At 56.4% G+C, this 20,671-nt stretch carries 13 protein-coding genes and 1 pseudogene; 5 read left to right on the top strand and 9 right to left on the bottom strand.

Going from position 1 to position 20,671, the window contains the following annotated elements:
* Positions 1-154: 154 nt before the first annotated feature.
* The 3 genes from RX329_RS27935 to RX329_RS27925 form a co-directional block, all read right to left on the bottom strand.
* Positions 155-1,744, bottom strand: a complete 1,590-nt coding sequence (locus tag RX329_RS27935) for a hypothetical protein (RefSeq protein ID WP_317244577.1) — start codon at positions 1,742-1,744, stop codon at positions 155-157.
* A 361-nt stretch (positions 1,745-2,105) separates the two neighbouring features.
* A protein-coding gene (locus RX329_RS27930) for an IS3 family transposase (RefSeq protein ID WP_317244576.1) occupies positions 2,106-3,205 on the bottom strand; the annotation gives its coding sequence in 2 pieces (ribosomal slippage) (positions 2,106-2,953 and positions 2,953-3,205; 1,101 coding nt in all).
* 331 nt (positions 3,206-3,536) lie between these two features.
* Positions 3,537-4,289 (bottom strand): hypothetical protein, encoded by a 753-nt coding sequence (locus RX329_RS27925; protein WP_317244575.1) that lies wholly within the window; start codon positions 4,287-4,289, stop codon positions 3,537-3,539.
* Between the two features lie 127 nt (positions 4,290-4,416).
* On the opposite strand from RX329_RS27925, the gene RX329_RS27920 reads away from it, so the two are divergent.
* A complete protein-coding gene (locus tag RX329_RS27920) occupies positions 4,417-4,683 on the top strand; it encodes a hypothetical protein (RefSeq protein WP_317244574.1) in 267 nt (88 codons plus the stop codon).
* A 414-nt stretch (positions 4,684-5,097) separates the two neighbouring features.
* Here RX329_RS27920 and RX329_RS27915 read toward each other — a convergent pair.
* A pseudogene (locus RX329_RS27915) lies at positions 5,098-5,941 on the bottom strand (IS5 family transposase).
* Positions 5,942-6,525: 584 nt separating this feature from the next.
* On the opposite strand from RX329_RS27915, the gene RX329_RS27910 reads away from it, so the two are divergent.
* On the top strand, positions 6,526-7,788 hold the full coding sequence (locus RX329_RS27910; RefSeq protein WP_317244573.1) for a nucleotide sugar dehydrogenase: 1,263 nt from the start codon (positions 6,526-6,528) through the stop codon (positions 7,786-7,788).
* A gap of 82 nt (positions 7,789-7,870) precedes the next feature.
* The gene (locus tag RX329_RS27905) at positions 7,871-9,172 is read left to right on the top strand and encodes a glycosyltransferase family 4 protein (protein ID WP_317244572.1); all 1,302 of its coding nucleotides are present in this window, start codon (positions 7,871-7,873) and stop codon (positions 9,170-9,172) included.
* 290 nt (positions 9,173-9,462) lie between these two features.
* Here the strand turns inward: RX329_RS27905 and RX329_RS27900 are convergent, their stop codons facing one another.
* Complete coding sequence (locus tag RX329_RS27900) at positions 9,463-10,170, bottom strand: class I SAM-dependent methyltransferase (protein WP_317244571.1); 708 nt, start codon at positions 10,168-10,170, stop codon at positions 9,463-9,465.
* Positions 10,171-10,596: 426 nt separating this feature from the next.
* On the opposite strand from RX329_RS27900, the gene RX329_RS27895 reads away from it, so the two are divergent.
* Positions 10,597-12,633, top strand: coding sequence for an alginate lyase family protein (locus RX329_RS27895; protein ID WP_317244570.1), 2,037 nt, complete (start codon positions 10,597-10,599; stop codon positions 12,631-12,633).
* Positions 12,634-12,725: 92 nt separating this feature from the next.
* On the opposite strand, the gene RX329_RS27890 is transcribed toward RX329_RS27895, so the two are convergent.
* The 3 genes from RX329_RS27890 to RX329_RS27880 all read right to left on the bottom strand — a co-directional run bounded on the left by RX329_RS27890 (position 12,726) and on the right by RX329_RS27880 (position 16,532).
* The gene (locus RX329_RS27890) at positions 12,726-13,850 is read right to left on the bottom strand and encodes a polysaccharide deacetylase family protein (RefSeq protein WP_317244569.1); all 1,125 of its coding nucleotides are present in this window, start codon (positions 13,848-13,850) and stop codon (positions 12,726-12,728) included.
* 219 nt (positions 13,851-14,069) lie between these two features.
* Positions 14,070-15,143, bottom strand: coding sequence for a glycosyltransferase family 4 protein (locus RX329_RS27885; RefSeq protein ID WP_317244568.1), 1,074 nt, complete (start codon positions 15,141-15,143; stop codon positions 14,070-14,072).
* 204 nt (positions 15,144-15,347) lie between these two features.
* Positions 15,348-16,532: a glycosyltransferase gene (locus RX329_RS27880; RefSeq protein ID WP_317244567.1), complete on the bottom strand. Its 1,185-nt coding sequence runs from the start codon at positions 16,530-16,532 to the stop codon at positions 15,348-15,350.
* Positions 16,533-17,880: 1,348 nt separating this feature from the next.
* On the opposite strand from RX329_RS27880, the gene RX329_RS27875 reads away from it, so the two are divergent.
* A protein-coding gene (locus tag RX329_RS27875; RefSeq protein ID WP_094183250.1) for an IS3 family transposase occupies positions 17,881-19,067 on the top strand; the annotation gives its coding sequence in 2 pieces (ribosomal slippage) (positions 17,881-18,133 and positions 18,133-19,067; 1,188 coding nt in all).
* Between the two features lie 177 nt (positions 19,068-19,244).
* Here RX329_RS27875 and RX329_RS27870 read toward each other — a convergent pair.
* Positions 19,245-20,657: a hypothetical protein gene (locus tag RX329_RS27870; RefSeq protein WP_317244566.1), complete on the bottom strand. Its 1,413-nt coding sequence runs from the start codon at positions 20,655-20,657 to the stop codon at positions 19,245-19,247.
* Positions 20,658-20,671 lie beyond the last annotated feature (14 nt).

Genomic DNA, 20,671 nt, shown 5'->3' with positions numbered 1-20,671 from the left:
GCTGCAGACCGCCAGCACCCGACGGCTTCTCCGTCCTCTACAAGTGTGTCCCGCCTGTTCGTCGATCTCGCGGTAGAGACCGAGCTGTGGATACTGAAATGCCGAGAAACGCTCCCTTGCTGTCTGAAAGCACCCGCGCTCAGTGCTTGAATCTTCACAATTCCTGACAGCCAAACTTGGCGAGGCGGTTAGGTGGAATCGCAACCTTATCGTAGATAGATGGAAAGTAAGGATCGGCGTACAGTTGATAGTTATCGAAAGAAGGCTGATTCAACATCAGCGCAACGGCGTCTTTTGGCCAGCCGGTCATCTTAACGGCGAAAGCGAAATGTCGATCCTTGACCGTGACCCTTATGACAGAAAATTCGCCAACGCGAGTGTTGACGGCTTCAAGCTGAGTGCCACCCTTATAAAGGCGGGAAAAAATCTGCTCGGATTCGTCGCTTAAGATCAGAGTGTCTCGATCACAACTTGTCCTGACCATTTCGCCAATATCTTTGAACCTGTGGAACCTTAGGTCCAGGGCCGAGTGACGCTGCCAAAAAAATCCTACGGGCGCATGAGTGGATGTTTGGTATTCCTCAGGAGAGCGGATGTAGGGCGATCGCGCAGCATTCATACTGAGAATCGGGCGCCGAACCACTTCTGACGAGGCCTGGTTTGCCGCGATCAGGCCAAGTGCCCCGAGCACGGTCGCGATGATTCCAAAACTTGTCAAAGTACTAACCGCCCACCCGATCACGATCGAGATTCCGGCTATAGCTAGCAAAAAGTGCCTTGAGGGTGTTGGGTTCGCAATCCAGAACGCCACGGGGAACAGAATGAGGGCAATGGGGCCGATCAATTGCTCAATAGTTCTTTTTTCTGTTTTTAGATCGTTCGAAAAAATGTTGAACATGACGACAAGCATTATCGCTGTTGCAGCAATGACGGTCGCAATCCCTGCTCCTAGCGACAGATAAATCGTCCCAGGTGGAATATTAGACCAGTGCCAGAAGTGCTCGAAGAAGTTCAGCGCGCCATGCGCTGTGTGGGGAACAATCTGGCGGTTGAGAATAAGAAACGTGGCAAGGGCGGCGGTCGGCGAAAGAGCATTGACGAGCGTGGATCTAACGAAGGTAGGTAAAGAGTCTACCTTGACGCCTGTCAACACAATAAAGGGTAATGCTATAAATATCTCTGCCCGAATGCAAAGGCCAACGATGAGGAGGCCGGAACCGGCAATCCGCGCCACAATAAGCTTCCACCCGGCGAGAGGTGAGAATAGGCAAGTTGCTCCGGCGAACAGAAATGCGAAGGCTAATATAACCTGGTGCCCCGAAGTGCCAAGTTCGAGCATCACTGGACTGAAAGCGAACAAGAAAAGCGCGACCAACGCAGCGCGAGATCCGTGAACGACGAAGGTTGATAGCCAAAAAAAGAAAAGCCCAATTATACTGAAACAAAAACCGAGACCGTTGATAAGTCGGATCAGGCGATCCGGGTCCCGCAGCACATCTGGAGGTGCTAAGGCGTAGAGGGCTAAAATGTACCCGAAGCTAAAGTCTCGACCATAGTGGAAGTCGGAATTGATTCCCGACCGGCTGACAGCGCCATCGAGCATTCCCACGAGCACTCGGTATAAGTCTGACTCGCCAAGAACGCCTTGATATTGACAGTAAAAATCGGTGACGGCGAACACGATTATGCAGGCGACAGCGACCAATATATCTTTTTTGGCGGAGTGCTCCAGCTTCGACACCATTCATGTCACCGCAAATTCCTAAAGCATAAAGCGACATAACCTCCACCGGTCATTTGTCGATCCCTCACTTGAGGTAGTCAAAAAGGAAGCAACCGAACCAATCGCAGCGATCAAACAGAGCGCGTGGGAGCTATCGCTGAAACTTGGTGACGGAAGACGGCACCGTGATTTGAATCGCGCTCTTTTCACGAGCCGCGAAACAGCGGCAGTGCGACCATCATCGGCTGTCTGCTCTTCTCCGCTCGCTAGGTACGAGCACGACGAGAACACCAAGCATCTTGCCGCCGGCCGCCAGGGTCGAGATCCGTGAAGTGCTCCCCAAAACTAGGCCAGCCGGCGCTGGAATTTGCCGGGGTTATGCTCATGCCGGCTGGGGAGCCGATGAGCCATTCAACAGCGATATCGGCGCCTTATTGCCGATCGCGCTGTGGGGCCGGACTTCGTTGTAGTCTCTGCGCCAATCCTCCATTTTCTGCCGCGCGTCGTCAAGGCTCAGGAACCAGTGCGTGTTCAGGCACTCGCTTCTGAACTTGCCGTTGAAAGATTCGATAAAGCTGTTGTCCGTCGGTTTTCCCGGCCGCGAGAAATCCAGCACCACACCCTTCTGGTAAGCCCAGATATCGAGATCACGGGAGATAAACTCTGATCCCTGGTCGACGCGAATCGTCCTGGGATAGCCAAGGAGCTTGCAGATACGCTCCAAGGTCAGCACGACATCCTCGCCTCGATAACTGAAGCGCGGATCGACGGCTGGCGAGAAGCGACTGAAGGTGTCCACAATCGTGAGAACACGGATCTTGCGGCCCGTGGCGAGCTGGTCGTGAACGAAGTCCATTGCCCAGGTCTCATTGATCTGGCGTGCTTCCGTCCTATCCTCGCGCAGCTTGGCCTTCACGCGACGCTTCGGCGCTTTGTTGCGTAATTGCAGGCTTAACTCCCGATAAAGACGATAGACGCGTTTGACGTTGATGGCCCAGCCGTCACGTTGCAGCAGGACATGGACCCGGCGATAGCCGTATCTCACCCGCGTCTCGCAGATGTCCTTGATCCGACTTTTGAGAGCGGCCTGGTCGCCGCGTTTCGACTTGTAGACGTACAGTGCGCGATCGATCCGAAGAGCCGAGCAGGCCCGCCTGATCGAGACCTTCCAGTCACTTCGCACCTTGTCGACAAGCTCACGCTTGCGGCCAGGCTTTAGAGCTTTTTTGACAGCACATCCTGAAGCATGGCCTTGTCCAACGACAGGTCGGCGACAATCCGCTTCAGCTTGCTGTTCTCTTCCTCAAGCTGACGCAGCCGCTTCATTTCTGAGGGCAACAGGCCAGCATATTTCTTCCGCCAATTGTAGAACGTCGCCTCGCTGATCCCGGCCTTGCGGCAGACCTCGGCCACCGCCGAGCCGTCTTCAGCCTGCTTCAGCACGAATGCAATCTGCGCCTCTGAAAACTTCGATGCCTTCATGGAACTCTCCTCGTCCCGTCAGGGATCATAAATGGAAAATTCCAGTTCAAACTGGCCTAATTTGGCGGGGGCAGGTCAAACCAATGGCAGGGGCGAAACTCAGAACTGGATAAAACTTGGGGGCAAGGTCAGGAGGCAACTACATCGAGACCGGGAATATCGGGGCGATCGGCTTCGGGACATTGGCCGAAAGTGGCTCAATGCATTGATGATCATCGGCCGGACAAACCTTCCCAAACGATCGACTGAATCGATACTTGCTTAACCTGCAAAGAGAAATGACGAATGGTGGGCAATCCTAGCGTGGGCTCGTCTAATTGGTATTTTCCCCTTAGTACGGAACCTTATCCCAAATTTCAAAGTCATCGATATGCATTTGCACCGGATAGTTCGCATAGGCGCCCGAGATGAACAAGCGATTGATAGGTGCCGCGTTTTCCCCGATCGTAGTTCCCGTGTGATCGAAGGCCAGTTGGCCGTTGATCTTCAACCATGAACGTCCATCGCTGCCGTATCCCCGCCGCGTGTAGGTTTCGACCCGAAACCATTGGCCTTGCGGGACTGGAATGTTGCAGTTCACTTCGGTGTAGAACTTTCGCAGTGGAACAGTCCCGTTAGCGTTCGTATCCCACGTGACCTCCCAGCATTGCTTACCGTGCGAATTTGGATAAGCCCCATAAACGATTCGGAAATCACCTTCTGACTTCCACTCCGGGGGGCCGAGGACCCATTGGTTAGGCCCTAAGCGCTGCGTGAGGTCGGCGGGGTACATGATCCACTCGCTAATATAGAATTCGTTCGGCGATTGCGTGACGTTGATCATGAATTGATCTTGCGAATCGGACTTGACCTTTTGCTTGAGGTCCAGTTGGAGCGCGCGTGTTGTAGCACCAGTGTGCCCGGTAATGGAAACGATTGAGTTTTGAATGACGCCTGAGAGAATTCCGCCACCACTCAGCAATTGAATGGTGAACTTATTGCCGAAGACCGGTGTTGCAAAAGAAAATCCTGTCGACGTGTCATCACCGACGACGTCTTGCCACCCTCCCCAAGAGCCGATGTTGTAGGGAGAACCGAGCGACACATTGCCCTCGAAGCCAGACTTAAACAGAAGTTTGGCGCCTGTTGGTGACGGAGTCGGTGCGGGAGCTGGGGCCACGCCAAAGCCGGACAGTGAAGTGACATGCGGTGAATGGGGCGCATGGTCTGTTATGGTCGGTGTTTCCGATGCAGCTTGCGAAGCGGGAGCAGATGAAACTGCCATTGTGCAACTTGCTGCCGGCGTGAAAGAGCTACCGGATGTTGATGATGTCACGGCTCTCCATGCAAAATTACTGGCCAAAGTAGCGTCGCCGGAACGTTCTAAAGCGACGGAATCGTTACAGCCGACAAGTGTGGCGCAAACTGATATGCTGACGGCGAGTGTTCCTGCCGTGACCAAGTTTGAAACACGCATTTTATCACACCAATTTGGGTAAGGATTCTTAAGGTACGATGGCATAACCTCCGCCGGTCGTTTGTCGACCCCTTACTTGAGGTAGTCAAAAAGAGAACAATCGAACCAATCGCAGCGAACGGCAAGAATCGGGAATGCGGCGTCGCGATTTAAACGAGGTCGTTTTTACAGGCGGCGCAGCGTTTTTTGGGTCCCTCACTGCGATAGGGTTATGCGCGACGTGAATAGGTTCGCGCGGAAAAGACGGTACGCTTATTCGAGCGTAGGCGGAGCCGCCTGCGACGCACCGGCGGCGCAGGCGACGCTATAAGAAACGGATCCGGATGCCGTCAAAGCTCGACCCGCACGTGGCGCTGATCGAGGGCTGGTTCGCGGCCGAACCCCAGCTGACTGCCATCGTCGGTCGTCTTGCCGACCTCCATCCTCAGAGTCTGACTCAAAAAGGCAAGCAGGCGTTTGAGGGCGCGGCGAGGCGCCGTGTCAGGAGGCTGATATGGGCGGCGAGAAGCCATGCGACCTCGGTGGTAGCCGACCCTTCGAAGTCTCTGGTTAAGCGTCGGCAACGGCCGAACCACGCAAAAGTACGCTCGACCACCCATCGTTTGGGCAGCAGCTGGAAGCCTTTGACGCCAGGCGGTCGCTGGACATCTCGATTGTCCACGGCCCACAGTGGGAGAGTGCGTTGGTGAGTTGCTTGCCGCGATAAACGCGATCGGCAAAAACATGCTGAAGGCTCGGGAAGCAGTCCCGCAAGTGCTCCAACAACGGAATAGCACCATGGACATCCTGCACGTTGGCGGGATGCACATGGGCCGCCAAGAGGAGGCCATTGGTATCGGTGACGATGTGCCACTTGCGTCCATAGAGGTGCTTGCCCGGATCAAAGCCCCGCGGCCCGCGAGCCTGTGTTGTCGAAGCGGTCTGGCTGTCGATGACGGCAGCTGTCGGCGTTGGCTGATGGCCGAGCTTCTCCCGGGCCCGGCGAACCAGAGTCCTAACGATCCGGTGCCATCTGCCGCTGTCCCGCCAAGCATAAAAATAGTCCTGGACCGCGAGTACGGTGGGAACTCGCTCGGCAAGGCTCTCTATTGGCAACCGGCCGACAGGATGTAGAAAATCGCTTGCACGACATCGCGCAAATCGACTTCCCGGGGCCGGCCTCGTCGTCGCCCGGGTGGCATCTGCCGGGCGATCAACGCCCACTCCGCATCGGTTAGATCACTTGCGTAACGCAGTCCGCCACGCTGATACTGAATACGAGTGATTTTGGTCCACGACATCGTGTCCTCCCTCGAATCTTTGCAAATCCGAAGGAATCACAGCCCGCCAAAATCACTCACTCCTTTTTCAGTCAGGCTCTCAGAACAAAACGCGCCGCGTGTATCACGAATTGGGGCTGTAATTACGCAACAAACGCGCAAGCGCCGGGACATGTACTTGCCGTCATGATCTTGGGTTCTGGCTCCAAGCAGCGCCCCGCGGCGTCGGCAAAAGTCGTTGGTATTCCCAGTAGGGGCGCCGCGTAGCGCTTCATCCCGTCCTCTCGTGGCACAGTCGCGAAGCGCTTGAGTGCCGACGTAAGCGCCGTGGCGGCGGCCCATGAGCTTCGGTTCGCGGTGAAGTCATCGTAAAGGGCTGCAGTCATGCCTGACCAAATAAGCGATGCAGCAACTTCCGCAATCGATAGCTGTTTTCGACCCGCTATTGACTTGACCTCGTTTCTAGGCAGCGGCGATGAAGTTCATCACCGGAGTACTCCCGACTAGGTAGCCACTCAGCCCCGGCGGACACCCTTTTGCTTGCACTTGCCCGGAACGCCTCAAGGCTATGGTGGCGGGAGAAAATGCGATGAAGATGAATCACAATGAAAATTGCAGTGTTCGGACTTGGTTACGTCGGCATGACGCAGGCAGCTTGCCTCTCCAAGCAAGGCCGCGAGGTTGTCGGAATCGACGTCAACGATGAAAAGATCGCGATCGTCAATGCCGGCAAGTCGCCAATCACGGAACCCGGCCTCGATGAGTTTGTAGCACGCGCTGTCAGGAAGGGGTTGCTGACCGCCACCAAGGATGCGAGCCAGCATCTTGACAGTTGCGACATAGCGATCGTCTGTGTGGGAACGCCCAGCGCGGCCGACGGATCTCATAACATGAGCTACGTCGTGGAGGTCTCCCATCAAATCGCGGAGTTGATCGGTCGCGGACGAGCGACGCCGTTGACCGTGATATTTCGCTCCACGATGCGGCCCGGCACGATCGAGGACTTGATCTTTCCGATTTTCGAGAACGAATTGAGAGACAGGATCAATCTCGTCGAGCTCGTCTACAATCCCGAATTCCTGCGCGAATCCGTTGCGATCCAGGACTTCTTCAATCCCCCGAAGATCGTGATCGGGACGAAGGATGGTGAACGGTGCGCGGCTCTTGACGAGCTGAACGCGCGGGTCGATGCGCCGGTCTTCTATACGACTTACCGTGCAGCGGAGATGACGAAGTTCGTCGACAACACGTTCCATGCGTTGAAGGTTGCCTTTGCCAACGAAGTCGGTCGCGTTTGCGATAAGCTCGGTATCAGCGCGGCGACTGTCCATAAGATTTTCACATCTGACACGAAACTCAACATCTCGGCCCGCTATTTGAAGCCGGGTGGCGCGTTCGGCGGCTCATGCCTGCCGAAAGACGTTCGCGCACTCCAATACATCGCAAGCGATGTCGGGGCCTATACCCACCTCGTAGATTCGCTTCTCCGATCGAATGACGCGCATAAGAACTTCTTGTTTGAAAATTGCGTGAAAGCAGTTCCGGCGGGCGGACGGGCGCTGATGCTCGGTCTCGCCTTCAAGGAGAACAGCGACGACCTTCGCGAGAGCCCCAACATCGATCTGGCCCGCAAGTTTCTGCAGGCGAACATTCACCTGTCGATCTACGATCCACATGTCGATCCGTCCAAGCTGTTGGGCCAGAATCTTGGCTATGCTTTCTCGAGCTTGCCCGCGCTCCGTAAGCTACTAGTCGCAAAATCGACCGCCGAGTCGGAGCTGTTCGACCTCGTCATCGATACCAGAGGATGGGCCAAGAGCATGGCGTTGCGCACGAAGTGGGTCATCGATGTTAACACGCTCTCGTGACGGTTATGGTGCTGGCCACTCTGATAGAGCGGCCGCAGCACAACCAGCCAAGTCGGTAGCCCGTAACGGGGAGCTTTGCGAATTGGTCGGCTTGGACGCAAATCTTGCGGGCTCGGCCCGCGACGCACCGGCTGCAGTAGCGCCCCTGAGTCGTTCGGCTCGTCGGCGGGTGCTCATTATCGTCGAAAATCTTCCAGTGCCGTTTGATCGCCGAGTGTGGGCGGAAGCGAGCACGCTGTCGCGGTACGGTTATGAAGTGACTGTCATTTGTCCCAAGGGGCCGCAAGCAACGGCATCATTCGAGGTCATCGACGGAGTCAATATCTATCGCCACTGGCTGCCGTCAGAAGGACGAGGGCTGCCAGGCTACCTGGCCGAGTACAGCGCGGCATTATTTTGGGAGTTCGTGCTGAGTTTGAAAGTTCTCGCAAGGCACGGGTTTGACGTGGTCCATGCGTGCAATCCGCCGGACCTCATCTTCCTGATCGGCGCATTTCACAAGTTTCTGTTTGGGAAGTCCTTCATTTTCGATCACCACGACATCAATCCGGAACTCTATGAGGCAAAATTCGGACGGCGTGGTCTTCTCTGGCGTGTCATGGTTCTGTTTGAACGCCTTACGTTCGCACTGGCCGACGTATCAATAGCGACAAACCAATCATATCGGACCATTGCTCTTGAACGAGGGAAAAAGAATCCGGAGCGTGTGTTCGTTGTGCGCTCCGGCCCGAACCTTTCTCGCGTGCGGTCGCTTCCACCGGACCCGTCCTGGAAGAAGGGGCGGGAATTTCTGGTCGCTTATGTAGGGGTCATTGGAAAGCAGGAAGGGATCGATCTGCTGCTGGAATCGATCAAGCACGTCCGCGAGACGCGAAACCGCGATGATGTCCAGTTCGTCATCGTCGGAAGTGGGCCGGAACTGGAGGCAGTCCAGAAACTTGCAACGGCCCTTGATCTGGATGAACTGGTGACGTTCGCCGGTCGCGTTGATGATACGACGCTGTTCACAATACTCTCGACCGCGGACGTCTGCGTCAATCCGGACCGCCCGAATGCGATGAACGACAAATCGACGATGAACAAGATCATGGAGTACATGGCCCTGGGGAAGCCTATCGTGCAATTCGATCTCACCGAAGGGCGCGTTTCCGCTGGAGAGGCATCCTTGTATGCAAAGAATACGGACACTGCGGAGTTCGGTGACAAGATATTGGAGCTCATAGATGATCCGGTGCGACGTGACCGTATGGGCGCGTTCGGCCGGGAACGGATCTACGGCGAGCTCGCTTGGGACTACGAGATGGCGAAGCTGCTAGGTGCTTATGACAAAGCGTTCAGTATGAGATATTCAGCTGGCCGCCTGCGGCGCTACAGGTTCATGTGAACCAGACTAAAGCGTGGAAGAAGCAGCCTCAGGATCAGGCGGTTCGGGCGTTCGATGTGGGCGCTGCTCGGGCTGGCGAGCCGGCTCACAAGCTGGAGCTCGAGAAGCTCCACGCCAAGATTGGACATTTGACGGTCGAGCGAGAGTGTTTTAGCCGGGAGCACGCCGCCCGAGCAATCCAATCCAGCTGGGACCTGCGCCGGACGCTAACTCCTCTGCATAGGGTCCACTTCAATTGTGAGGGCGAGAGGCGAGGGGCGAGGGGCCGGTTCGAACGATGCAAGCCGCCGCTATTCCCGGGGGCGTGCCGCGATGAGGATCATGTTGTTTGCACGGCTCGACGAAAGAAGAGGCGCCAAGAAGCGATTGAATCGATCGGCACCACCAAAATAAGAAAATTCAACCGGCGTAAAGCCACCAACTTCTAGATATTGTTCCAAATCAGCGAGGGTTACGAAATGCTGGAGATACCTGATGTATTCCGGCCGGCCAGTAACGCCATGCACGGCACGAACGAGTTTGCGTGAAATGGAAGCTCGATTGGACATGGAAAAAATCAGCGTGCCCTGCTTTTTGAGCAGACTGCGCGCAAAGGCCAGCGCATCTGGCACAGAGTCCATATACTCGATGGCGCTTGATGAAATCACAATATCAGCCCGGGGCAATGTCACCTGGCCCGGTATGGGCAACCTGCTCTGCCGGAATTCGATCCGGTCCGAGAGTCCGCACGCAGCGGCATTCTTACGCGCAACAGCGAGCATTCCCTCTGCTCCGTCGATGGCAATAACACGCTTGGCATATTGAGCGAGCAGGGAAGTGATAGCGCCGCTGCCGCAGCCGAGATCGTAAGCCAAGTCGGCTCCGGAAGCGTATTTTGCCAGATACGCCTTCCAGATCTTCAGACGCTCCAGCCGGTTGGAGTCATAGCAATAACTTTGATCGAACTCGATTGCGATGCTTGTGTGAAAATCGAGGGCGTCAACCGATCTCTGTTTCATGCGTCTCTTTCTAGGTGCATCCATTCGGATGCGCCAAAGCTGAGCTAAATCGCATCGCGGCTCAACCAGCTTAAGTGACAAGGGTGGGAGGGGCAAGAGAGACTCGGTCGTAGGGAGAGGAATCACCTGTCGACCAAACCTACTAAGCCCCGTTGGATGACCTCCGAGTGAGGTACCACCTCGTATCTAAGCCGAAGTACCGCAGGAAATTGCTATAGATAAAGCGGCATCCGGGGGCAGCTATTTCACGATCTCGCGCGCCGCAAGTCAGAATGCCTCTGCGCGTAGATTCTCGTGGGGGAAGCCGGAATTGACCCCCATGCCGGGGAAGTTGTCATGCTGATTGAACAAACATTGGTTGCCGATTGACAGATATGCTCGGCGCCGCCGACTATCTTGAGGCAATTGGCTGATTGGCGCGCTCAAATGAACGCTACCTGGTACTTTCGACGCCTGCGTGCAATGGATCAGAATGAGATTGGCGCCCGGGTCAGAGATCGGGTCGCGCAGGCGTACTGGCGACATCGTTTCTATGCGCGCGGTGCCACGCCACGGCCAAACACATTAGCTGATAGGCTGCAGTTCCGGGGAGGGCTCGATCGCTCGCTGGCGGCGGAGGCGCCGGCGGCGCCGCGCGACGCATTGATAATGGCCGCAGATGCACTCCTAGAAGGACGCTGGTCGACGTTTTCCGTCGAGCGGAAGGACGTGACGCCAAACGTCGATTGGCATCTTGATCCGAAAAGCCAAGTGACACTTCCCCGGAATGCATATGCATTTGACATTCGAATACATGGCGACGGAATTGGCTTCGAAACGAAGTATGTGTGGGAGTTATCCCGGCATCACCACACGACCATGCTCGCGATGGCCTATTGGTTGACGGGTAGCGTTACTTACGCCGAGGCCGCTGCGGGTCAGATCAGCTCGTGGCGAGCGGCCAACCTGTTTCTCAACGGCGTACACTGGTCCAGCGGGATCGAGCTCGGTATGCGGCTGATCGCTTTTGTTTGGACACGCAGACTGCTTGCGGATTGGAAATATGCGAAGTCCAATTTCGAGAATGACAAAGCCTTCGTCGAGTGTGTTTATCAGCATCAATGGTTGCTGGCCCGGCGAATGAGCTCGGGGTCTTCAGCCAACAACCATTTGATCTATGAGGCGACTGGGCTTTATCTGGCGACGTGCAGTATGCCTTGGTTTTCGGAAAGCGCGGAGTGGCGCGCGAAGGCCCGGGCTATCTTGCAGAGGGAGTTCCGGAGTCAGACCTTCGAGAGCGGCATCAATCGCGAACTGGGCAGCGGCTACAACGCTTACGTCCTGGAAGCGCTCGTGCTTTGCTTGTTTGAAGGGCAGTTGAGCGACGATCTTTGGCCGCCTGGCGCCTGGAATTTAGCGGCGGATATTCTTTTTCGACTAGCCGATTCTACGGATCATACAGGTCGTCCTCCCCGGCAGGGCGACAGCGACGACGCGCAAGGTCTTTTGTTGGACGCGCCAGGTTTCAGCCAATGGACCGATCTTCTGCAACTCGGTGCGGCGTGGTTCGGGCGAGCTGCTTGGTGGCCGTGTCTGAACGAGCAGCCGCTACGGTCGTGGTTGTGGGATCGCATTGTGAAACCACCCGGAGGGCTCACGCGCCAACTGCACCGGAGCAGAAATTCGCTCGCGCCTGATGCGGGACTCGTAATTTTGCGCTCTGAGAGCAATACTCCGAATGAGATTTACTGTGTTTTTGACACTGGGCCGCTTGGCTATCTCTCAATTGCTGCCCACGGTCATGCAGATGCCCTGGCGATCGAGCTGCGCCGCGGTGGCCAGCCTATCCTGGTTGATCCCGGTACATTTAGTTACAACGCCTCCAAGGCCTGGAGAAAGTATTTTCGGTCGACTGCAGCGCACAATACGATCGAGGTGTGCGGAGCGGATCAATCGGAAAGCGGTGGACCGTTCCTATGGACGAAGGCGGCTCAGGCGTTCCTGCTTGAAGCGAGTGGTCTGGAGGAGATGCTGCCCGTTGCCACTGCTGAAGGAAAACATGATGGCTACCAGCGACGTTTCGGAATAACTCACGGCCGGCGTGTTGAGCTCAACCGTGGACGCCGCGAGTTGAACATTGATGATCAGATCTACGGTGCTGGTGGAGTGCCGGTTCGACTGATGTTTCACTTGCATCCGGCCATCGGGTGCGCTCTCACCGGCAATACGGCTCAGCTTTCCTGGTCAGGTGAGAATGGACGAGAACAAGCCGAGATTGTTTTGTCCGAGCTGATGAACTGGCAGGCTGTTTCCGGGACGAAGGACCCCTTACTCGGCTGGTACTCCCCTTCCTACGATGTCGTGGTACCTGCGATCACCCTTGTCGGAAATGCTAGAGTTGGCGAGTCTTGCAACCTTCGAACCACAGTAAGATTTGGATTGCCGGCTATCGGCGACAAAGGAGGCTTGGTCGACGATCGCTAAGGTTGGAATTTCTTATATATATGGCCCAATCTGACTGCGTCAGAAATCGTGAGGCGTATCGACATCGATTTGGATGCGGTTATCTGCGTAGCTTAACCAATACGTTCGCGACGCGCCGCCGGCGAGTCGGCCCCACGCTGCTCCGCCGTAACGTAGCGCGCCTGAACCGCCTCGATGATGCCGCTCATGCGAGCCCTAAAGCCTGAAGGACTGTAAACGCCGATCCTGGGAAGTGCGAAGTGGTTTACCTTGTGATCGTGCAATCGCCACTGTCGTGTTGTTACGGCAGTCTTAAAACCCACTTCGCTCGCCAAACGCTCTTCACGAGGCCCGCACGAGCCATACGGATATGCAACGTGCCGAACGGGCAATTGAAGTAGATTTTCAAGATAGCCGCGGTTATTGGCCAATTCGGATCGTGCCGACGACTCGTCAAGGGTCGCAAGCGCGGCGTGTGATGTCGTATGTCCGCCGATTGACGCAAGCGGATGACGCGCAAGAATGCGGAGCTCGCGTTCGTCCAAGAAATATGCGTCATTCAATGCCGCCAGCGAAATCCCGTTTTGCTTGAACGTCGGCGCGAGCATTGCACTACGCCGGTAATCCTGGTGAACCCACTCAGTCACGTCGGTCAATGCCGATCGCTTGCTTCGAATGTCGAAACAATGGAACCGGCGGCCTAACGCGTCGATTGTCACCTCGTCTCTCGAGAGGAACAACTTGCGCAAACCCAGCCACCATGTCTGCATGGATCGTGTGGGAGCGCCAGTGGGCACGTACACCGTAAATGGCGCATGATGCCGCTCCAGGATTGGAAGCGCGACCGAGACATTATCGCGGTAGCCGTCGTCGAAAGTCAGAACCGCATAACGGCGCGATCGATCATTCGTTGCCAGTTTCTCAAGACATTCATCGAGGCTGACGATTGACCATCCTTCTCGTTGCAGCCATTCGAGCGAATACTCAAAAAGGGAGACTGATGTTCCGGTCATCAATTCCGACTGACAATCCCGCTGTATCTCATGAAACAATATGATGACCGCTCTAGCAGCGAAGCGTGCGCGAAGGAAAGGCAGTTCGCCAACCTGACTCGCGCCGTAGTACAGGCAATTTTTCAGAATGTGGTTCATTCGGCTCTCGACTTCTGCAAGGGCAGCGCTGCCTTTTTCGCGGGACTGCTGTAGCATGCCGGACCCGGTCGGATCCTCTGGGCTCAAGGCGACTTCCCTTGAGGTTCGCCAGTGAGCCGGAATGGAGTGTGCTCCGTCATCCTAAGGAAGTGTAGGCTACGAGGGTGAGAATAGGACAGGTCGAGCGAGTTAATCGGGGATTGAGTGGTTACCCATTGTGAGTACTCCGGAAGGCGACCGCGGCGCACCCGCTTGCAAAGGCCGCCTCGACCCGCCCCTGCTATGAGACCGCCGATCTGGTAGGCCTCACCTGCCAGGCGTGGCGAACGTCTTGGTCCGTTCGGCAAGAGAAGTGCGGTCGGAAGAATCCGCTATTCTGTCCGACGCTCGGCGCCACACCTCTACAAGCTTGTCGACGTAAGCACTGATCTCAAATTGGACAGCATGCTGGGCCCGCGCTTGCCCCCCAAGCCGGGCACGAAGAGCGGGATCCATGAGAAGCCGCTCCAACGCCAAGGCCAGAGCCGGAGCATTTTTCACGGGTACCAAGAGACCTGTCCTTTCGTGCTCCACAATCTCTGGCAAGGCTCCGACTGGGGTGCAAACAACTGCCAATCCATGAGCAAAAGCTTCCACCACGCACATTGGCAGGTTCTCGACCAAAGAGGGCAAGACAAGAATATCAGCCGCCTGCAGTTCGGCCGTGACACCGTCGTCGTCGAGCCATCCGGGTACCTTCACGCGTTCGGCGAGCCCAAGTCGTTCGACCAAAACATGTGTCTCTGTTATTGCTCCGTCACCCGCAAGCGTCGCGTGCCAGTCATTGCGATGCCGAATGATCTCGAACGAATCGAGGAGATCTCCAATTCCTTTGGCCGGACTAAGACGGCCGAGAAACAAGATCTTGACCGGGCCATCGGCGTGACGATGCCGCCGCTGCGCTTTGGTCGAATTGGGCATAACGACGATGCGGTCTGCCAACTCCGGCAGTTTCGAAACGACGAGCTCCTTCCATACCCGGCCGAGAACGACCACGAAGCTGGCTCTGGTAAAGAGGGTTTCTATCCGACGGCGCGTAAGTCCATTGCACGAGTCCCAGAAGGTGCCGAATTCACCTGAATGTAGATGGATGGTGTATGGAATGCGCAACGCTGACGCGACTGAAGCAACGGCAAATTTCCTGTATGCGCTTGCATTTGCGGCAACGTTTATATGAATGACATCGATCCCCCGCCACGCTTGCACCCAGACAATTCTAAGGAGAGCCCAAGCCAGAACGACCGGCGACAAATATATGTTCGCTCCGCGACTAATCACAAACTGCAGATCAACATTGTCACGCGGATGCTCGCGAAACTCGCGTCTGATGGCATCCATCATGCGGTCGATTCCCCCTTGTCCATCTTCGCCGAGGGGCGTGACCACCACAACGTTGAGCCGCGCCGCAGATTGCCTATGTGGTCTGTTGAACATCTGTCGCTGAACGACCTCCGTCGGCCTATCAAACGTCCATTGGTGAAAATCGCATCAGTCTCTGGTCTCTTCCACGTCATCTGTCCGGATGGCCTCGGGTTGGCGTTGGCACTACGATGAGTGTCCGCTACTCTGCTCGTGGGGGGCCACGCGGGCGGCCCCGGCGTCCTGTGTTTGATCGCATCGACGGCTCTCCATCAAAAGCCGAGTCAGGAAGTTCTTGTAACTATCGAGCATGTGGTCGGCTGAAAAGTTCGCAGCCACAAACTGGGATGCGGCCCGTCCCATGGCGTATCGCTCAAGTGGGTCGGACAAGGTCTGGAGAAAGCCGACCAACGACATCGTATCTCTGGGAGGGAAAAGGAAGCCGGTCTTTCCGGGAAGTAACGTCTCGGCGGCATTGCCAACGTCGCTGAGAACGACCGGCAGACCCATCGCCATCATTTCCAATGCGACGAGGGACGCCGCTTCGTAGATGCTGCAGAGGACGCCAACGTCAAAAGCGCTCGTGTAAGGTCGTACGTCTTCCTGGTAACCGGCAAAGACAACGTGCTCCAGAATCCCCTGCGCATTGGCATATTGCTCAACATCTGCTTGCGTTGGGCCGGTTCCTACAAACAGGGCTTTGGCCGGATACCCTCTACTTCGGAGTATTCGGATGGCGTCGACCAACTGACAATGATTTTTCTGCGGACGAAACCAAGCGCACAAGCCGATGACATAATCGCCTGGTCCCAACCCCAGCTTCGAGCGAATCTGATCTCTCCATTCAGCGACCGGTTGAGGCGAGAATCGACGCAAGTCCACTCCATTACGAATGACAGTGGAAATTGGCGGTGAATACCCTTGATCCTCCCATAGCTTTCGCTGAGTCTGGGCGACGTAGATCATTGCGTCGACGCCGGCGACAATATATCGATGAATGGGAGTGAGTAGCCGCTCTCGCGTGGATTTAACCTCGGGGTTATGGAGTATCGACACTAGCTTTGCGCGTGAGCTGGCCAGGTGTCGCGCAATATAAGCAAAAAGCAATGGCCGCTCGTCTATCGCCGCAATGATGTCCGGGCTGTGGATGCGGATTAATCGTGAGAGGCTGAATGCGGTACCAATGTCGTAAATCTGATTACCGTTGAGCCTGATAGAGTTCAGGTTGGTCCGACTGGATGAATAATAGGTGCTCGTAAGGCCCACTAGCGTGCAGACGTCCCCCTGGGTCGTCAGCGCGCTTGCAAGTTGATAGGTGTGACGCTCAGCGCCCGCGGCACCAAGGCAATTAAGCACAAACATCACCCGCATGAAGTCACTCTCCGTCTTGCCCCTCGGAAGCTAGGATGGCATCGCGCGCCGAGTGGAGCTCGTGCATCTGCTTCAGGCGACCGTATCATGGCTGCACTTCCCCCCGCTGCGCTTCTCGTGACTTCAGGCAGCGAATGCTGGGTAACCCGAAAGGGCGCCATCGAGAACGGCAGATGATCCTGTCTCGCCGAGTTCGTCGGTGAAGATGGTCGCGATGAAAGTAAGGTCCGCTTGCGTCTGCTTCCCGGCAGACCTCTCAAACCGTACCTCGAAGGGTCTAGGTGCGTTGTCGGGACGTATCACGGCCGCGAACCGTTTCACGGCCGTGTTGGCACTGTAACTCGCTCGTGAGGCTCGTGACGGTGACATCGCCGCCGCCCAGCGAGTTGCCCCTACCGCCTTCGCCAATAGCTGGAAAGGCGATCCGTCATTTCGCCGCTCGCGGTGCGTGAAAAGGTGCTGGGCTTTCCCGCACAGACGTGATCCGTGAGGGGCGGCACATGCGACGGCGCGATGTTCTTACCGGACTGTTGGTCACGACAACCGCGAGCGCCATGCAGACGACCGCGGGGCTATCGATGCCCGCCATGAATGATGAGACCGTTGCGCTCGCTTCTGCCATCTCGTCTGCACCGAGAGCACTTGGCTACAGCTGGTCGATAACCTGATCACGACGCTCAAGCAGAAGGGCGTCTGGGCGAGCCCCGATCTGTTCTATTGCTTCGCCGCACCATCCGAGAGTGCGTGCAGCTACAACTGGATCAACACAGCCACAGGCCGGCTGACTGCTAATGGTAACATTGCTTATAATGCCAACAATTGCCTCGCAGGCGATGGCGCAACGGGTTGGTTCTCGACTGACTTCCAGGTCAACAGCGGCAAGGCCACGGATGGCAATTCGGCATTCGGGCACTTCTGTCTGAATGAGTGCACATCCGACGACATTAGTCCCTTCCAGTGCAGCGGCGGGAAGCTTTTTATCAGTCACAAGGCCAGTGGCGCTGCAATTGGCAACGTCAGAGCGGCGCTCAATACTTCGGATGGAATTTCCATCTGGAGCGTCTACGGCTCGACCGTCGGACATTGGGCAATACAGCAGAATGACACAACTGCGGAGCTTCAGGTCTTTCTCGGATGGCTCATCGATCGGCACCGGCAGCGCAACCCACAGTGCGAGCGTGGGCGCCGTTCAGATACTCAAGAGCGCGTCTGGTCATCTCACGTCGCGTCAGGTTGCCTTCGTGCACTATGGATCAAAGCGGACGGCGCAGGAGCAGCTCGATCTTGACCTGCCCCTGCCGATTTCCTCCAGTTGAAGTTAGAGTCCGGCCTTCTGAAGGACGGACAAATGAAGCGAGCCAGGTTTACGGAAGAGCAGATTATAGGCGTGCTGCGCGAGCATGAGGCCGGTGCGAAGACGGCCGATTTGGCACGCAAGCACGGCGTCTCGGAAGCGACGCTTTACAACTGGAAGTCCAAATTCGGCGGTATGGACGTCTCGGATGCCAAGCGGCTACGGCAGCTTGAGGACGAGAACGCCAAGCTGAAGAAGCTATTGGCCGAGCAGATGCTGGATGCGGCGGCGCTGCGTGAGCTTCTTTCAAAAAAATGGTAGGGCCCGCCGCCAAGCGCGAAGCTGTCGCGCATCTGCAGGCCGAATTGGGACTGTCAGAACGGCGGGCCTGCATCATCGTCAGCGCCGACCGCAAGATGATCCGTTATCGGTCGAGCCGGCCGCCCGATGCCGAACTGCGGGTCCAACTGCGCGAACTGGCCAACGCCCGCCGGCGCTTCGGCTATCGGCGGTTATTCGTGCTGCTGCGTCAGCATGGCGAGCCGTCCGGGCTGAACCGTATCTACCGGCTTTATCGGGAGGAAGGCCTCAGCGTGCGTAAGCGCCGGGCTCGCCGCCGCGCGGTCGGCACCCGGGCGCCGATCCTGCTCGAGGCCCGGCCGAATGCCCGTTGGTCGCTGGATTTTGTCCATGACCAGTTTGCCAATGGGCGCCGGTTCCGGATCCTCAACATCGTCGATGACGTGACCCGGGAATGCCTGGCGGCGATCCCCGATACTTCGATCCCGGGACGGCGGGTGGCGCGCGAGCTGACGGCGTTGATTGGTCGCCGCGGCAAGCCTGGCATGATCGTCTCGGACAACGGCACCGAGTTCACCTGCAACGCCATTCTGACTTGGTCAGAGGACAACCAGATTGCCTGGCACTTTATCGCGCCAGGCAAACCGATGCAGAACGGCTTCTGTGAAAGCTTCAACGGCCGGATGCGAGACGAGCTTCTCAACGAAACCCTGTTCTTCGGCCTTGATCACGCCCGAACCAGGATTGCGGCGTGGGCCGATGACTACAATAGCCACCGCCCGCATTCGTCGCTGGGCTATCTAACACCCGCGGCCTATTCCGCCAACCTCACCGCAACGTGCGACCGGCTGCGCAACCCCGACCAGCTCCGCCGATCGCACGTTGTTCACCCCGCGCCAAACGGCGTAACATCCGCCGAGACTCTAATCGCCAATGGATGAAAGTTCAGCGGCAGGTCAATCTCAGCAAGGCACTCTATGCCTTCCTGACCGCGATCGATGTCAGGCCGAAGATCGGCACCGGTGCCGCCGCTGACGTGTTCGCTTAACGAGCTCGTCGGGTTCCACTGCTCAGGCGCTGACCTCACGACCTGCACGCTTACAGCGCTCGCGATCCCTTCACTTCTGAACCGTCGTCGAGTCCACGTCAGGCCAATTTTGTAGGACGGGATCGACCATGACAGGCATCCGACGGTGCAACCGCGCCAAGTTGATCATCATCGCAATGATCGGGAATGCATACATGCTGTCAATTCTTGGAAGGATGTCGCCCTGAGTCGCCATACTAATTCCATAACCAAACATGCACGCGAACAGAGCCCAATAAAGGTCACTATTCAACCGTCGCCCAACTCGCCAGGCGGCAACTGTTCCAATGACAAGGAAGATTAGAAGCACACCGGTTAAAAGCATGCCGCAATCGAGAAAGAAGTTGAAGATTGCATTATGCGCATGGTCGGCGTGTATGAGGGTTCCTGTGTCCCAAAGTTTACTCGTTACGATCCCGTAGCGACCAGCGCCAAACAGGGACAGGCCGATATCGCTCGTCCATTCACTCAGGAGCGGAAGCCAAAGGTAATCAACGCGGCCCGAGAACATGTCTTTGCCAGAGACGTCGGAACTGCTGCCAAACCCGACCGAAAGAAGAGCGTCAATGGTTGGTGCGGTCCAAATGAGCGTTGCGACGCCAGCTGCCGCAGCACCCAGAGCTAAAATGAAGAACCTGCGCCGCAGGATCAGAAACAGGGAGCACGAAGCTGCTACTGTGACAAGCGCACTTCGTGACTCGAGGAGAAGAACCGCCAGGAGCGATAAAAACAGCGGTGCGATCCAGAGATTGCCGCGAGTAAGAGCTCGATAGAGCAATAAGGGTACGGTGCTTATATATATGGTTCCAATCACATTGTAATGGACTCCAAAGTACGTTTCGCAGAACGTGGCCATTTCGCCCCGGCTACGTGCATCCAGCGCAGCCATTCCGCCCCGGTCACCTGCAAGCAGGACGGACGGATTCATCAGGACGAGTACCACGAAAACGATTGATAGCAATAGTATCGAAAGGCAAATCACCGTCGTGATCCGCTCGAGCTCCTGAAAAGAGCACATGTGCTTAAGGATAAACAGGAAGGATAGAGTGTAAAAGGTCGGCACAATGCAAGCCGATAGTACAAAGTCAAGGTAGGATTCCGGATATGAGTCGGGGAAGCGATCATGAAAAAGGGGCGCGTTAGGAACTGATCGGATGAGGGCGATGGCAAAAGTTGCGAAATACAGGAGAAAAACTCTGATGGATGTTCGTTCGAGTTTGTCGGTCGCGTGTAGGGGCGCAGTGCCGAGCACCAGGTAGGCTAAGACCACTCCTGATAATAGGTTGAAGGGTTTGAGCCCTTGGATGCCGAACAAATTGTCCGTCATAATTGGTACGCGCTGGATGGGCCACGTGAAAGCGAACAACAGAAAGAAGAAGGTTCCGGCTTGCGCGGCTGAATCCGGCAACGCGAGATGATAAGAGGCTGGAGCTCTACTGCTCAAGGATGTACTCATCG

Source organism: Bradyrhizobium sp. BWC-3-1, assembly GCF_032917965.1.
In the GTDB taxonomy this organism is placed as follows: Bacteria; Pseudomonadota; Alphaproteobacteria; order Rhizobiales; family Xanthobacteraceae; genus Bradyrhizobium; species Bradyrhizobium canariense_D.
The sequence above is the reverse complement of the archived record's forward strand: the minus strand, read 5'-3'. Positions and strand labels throughout refer to the sequence as shown.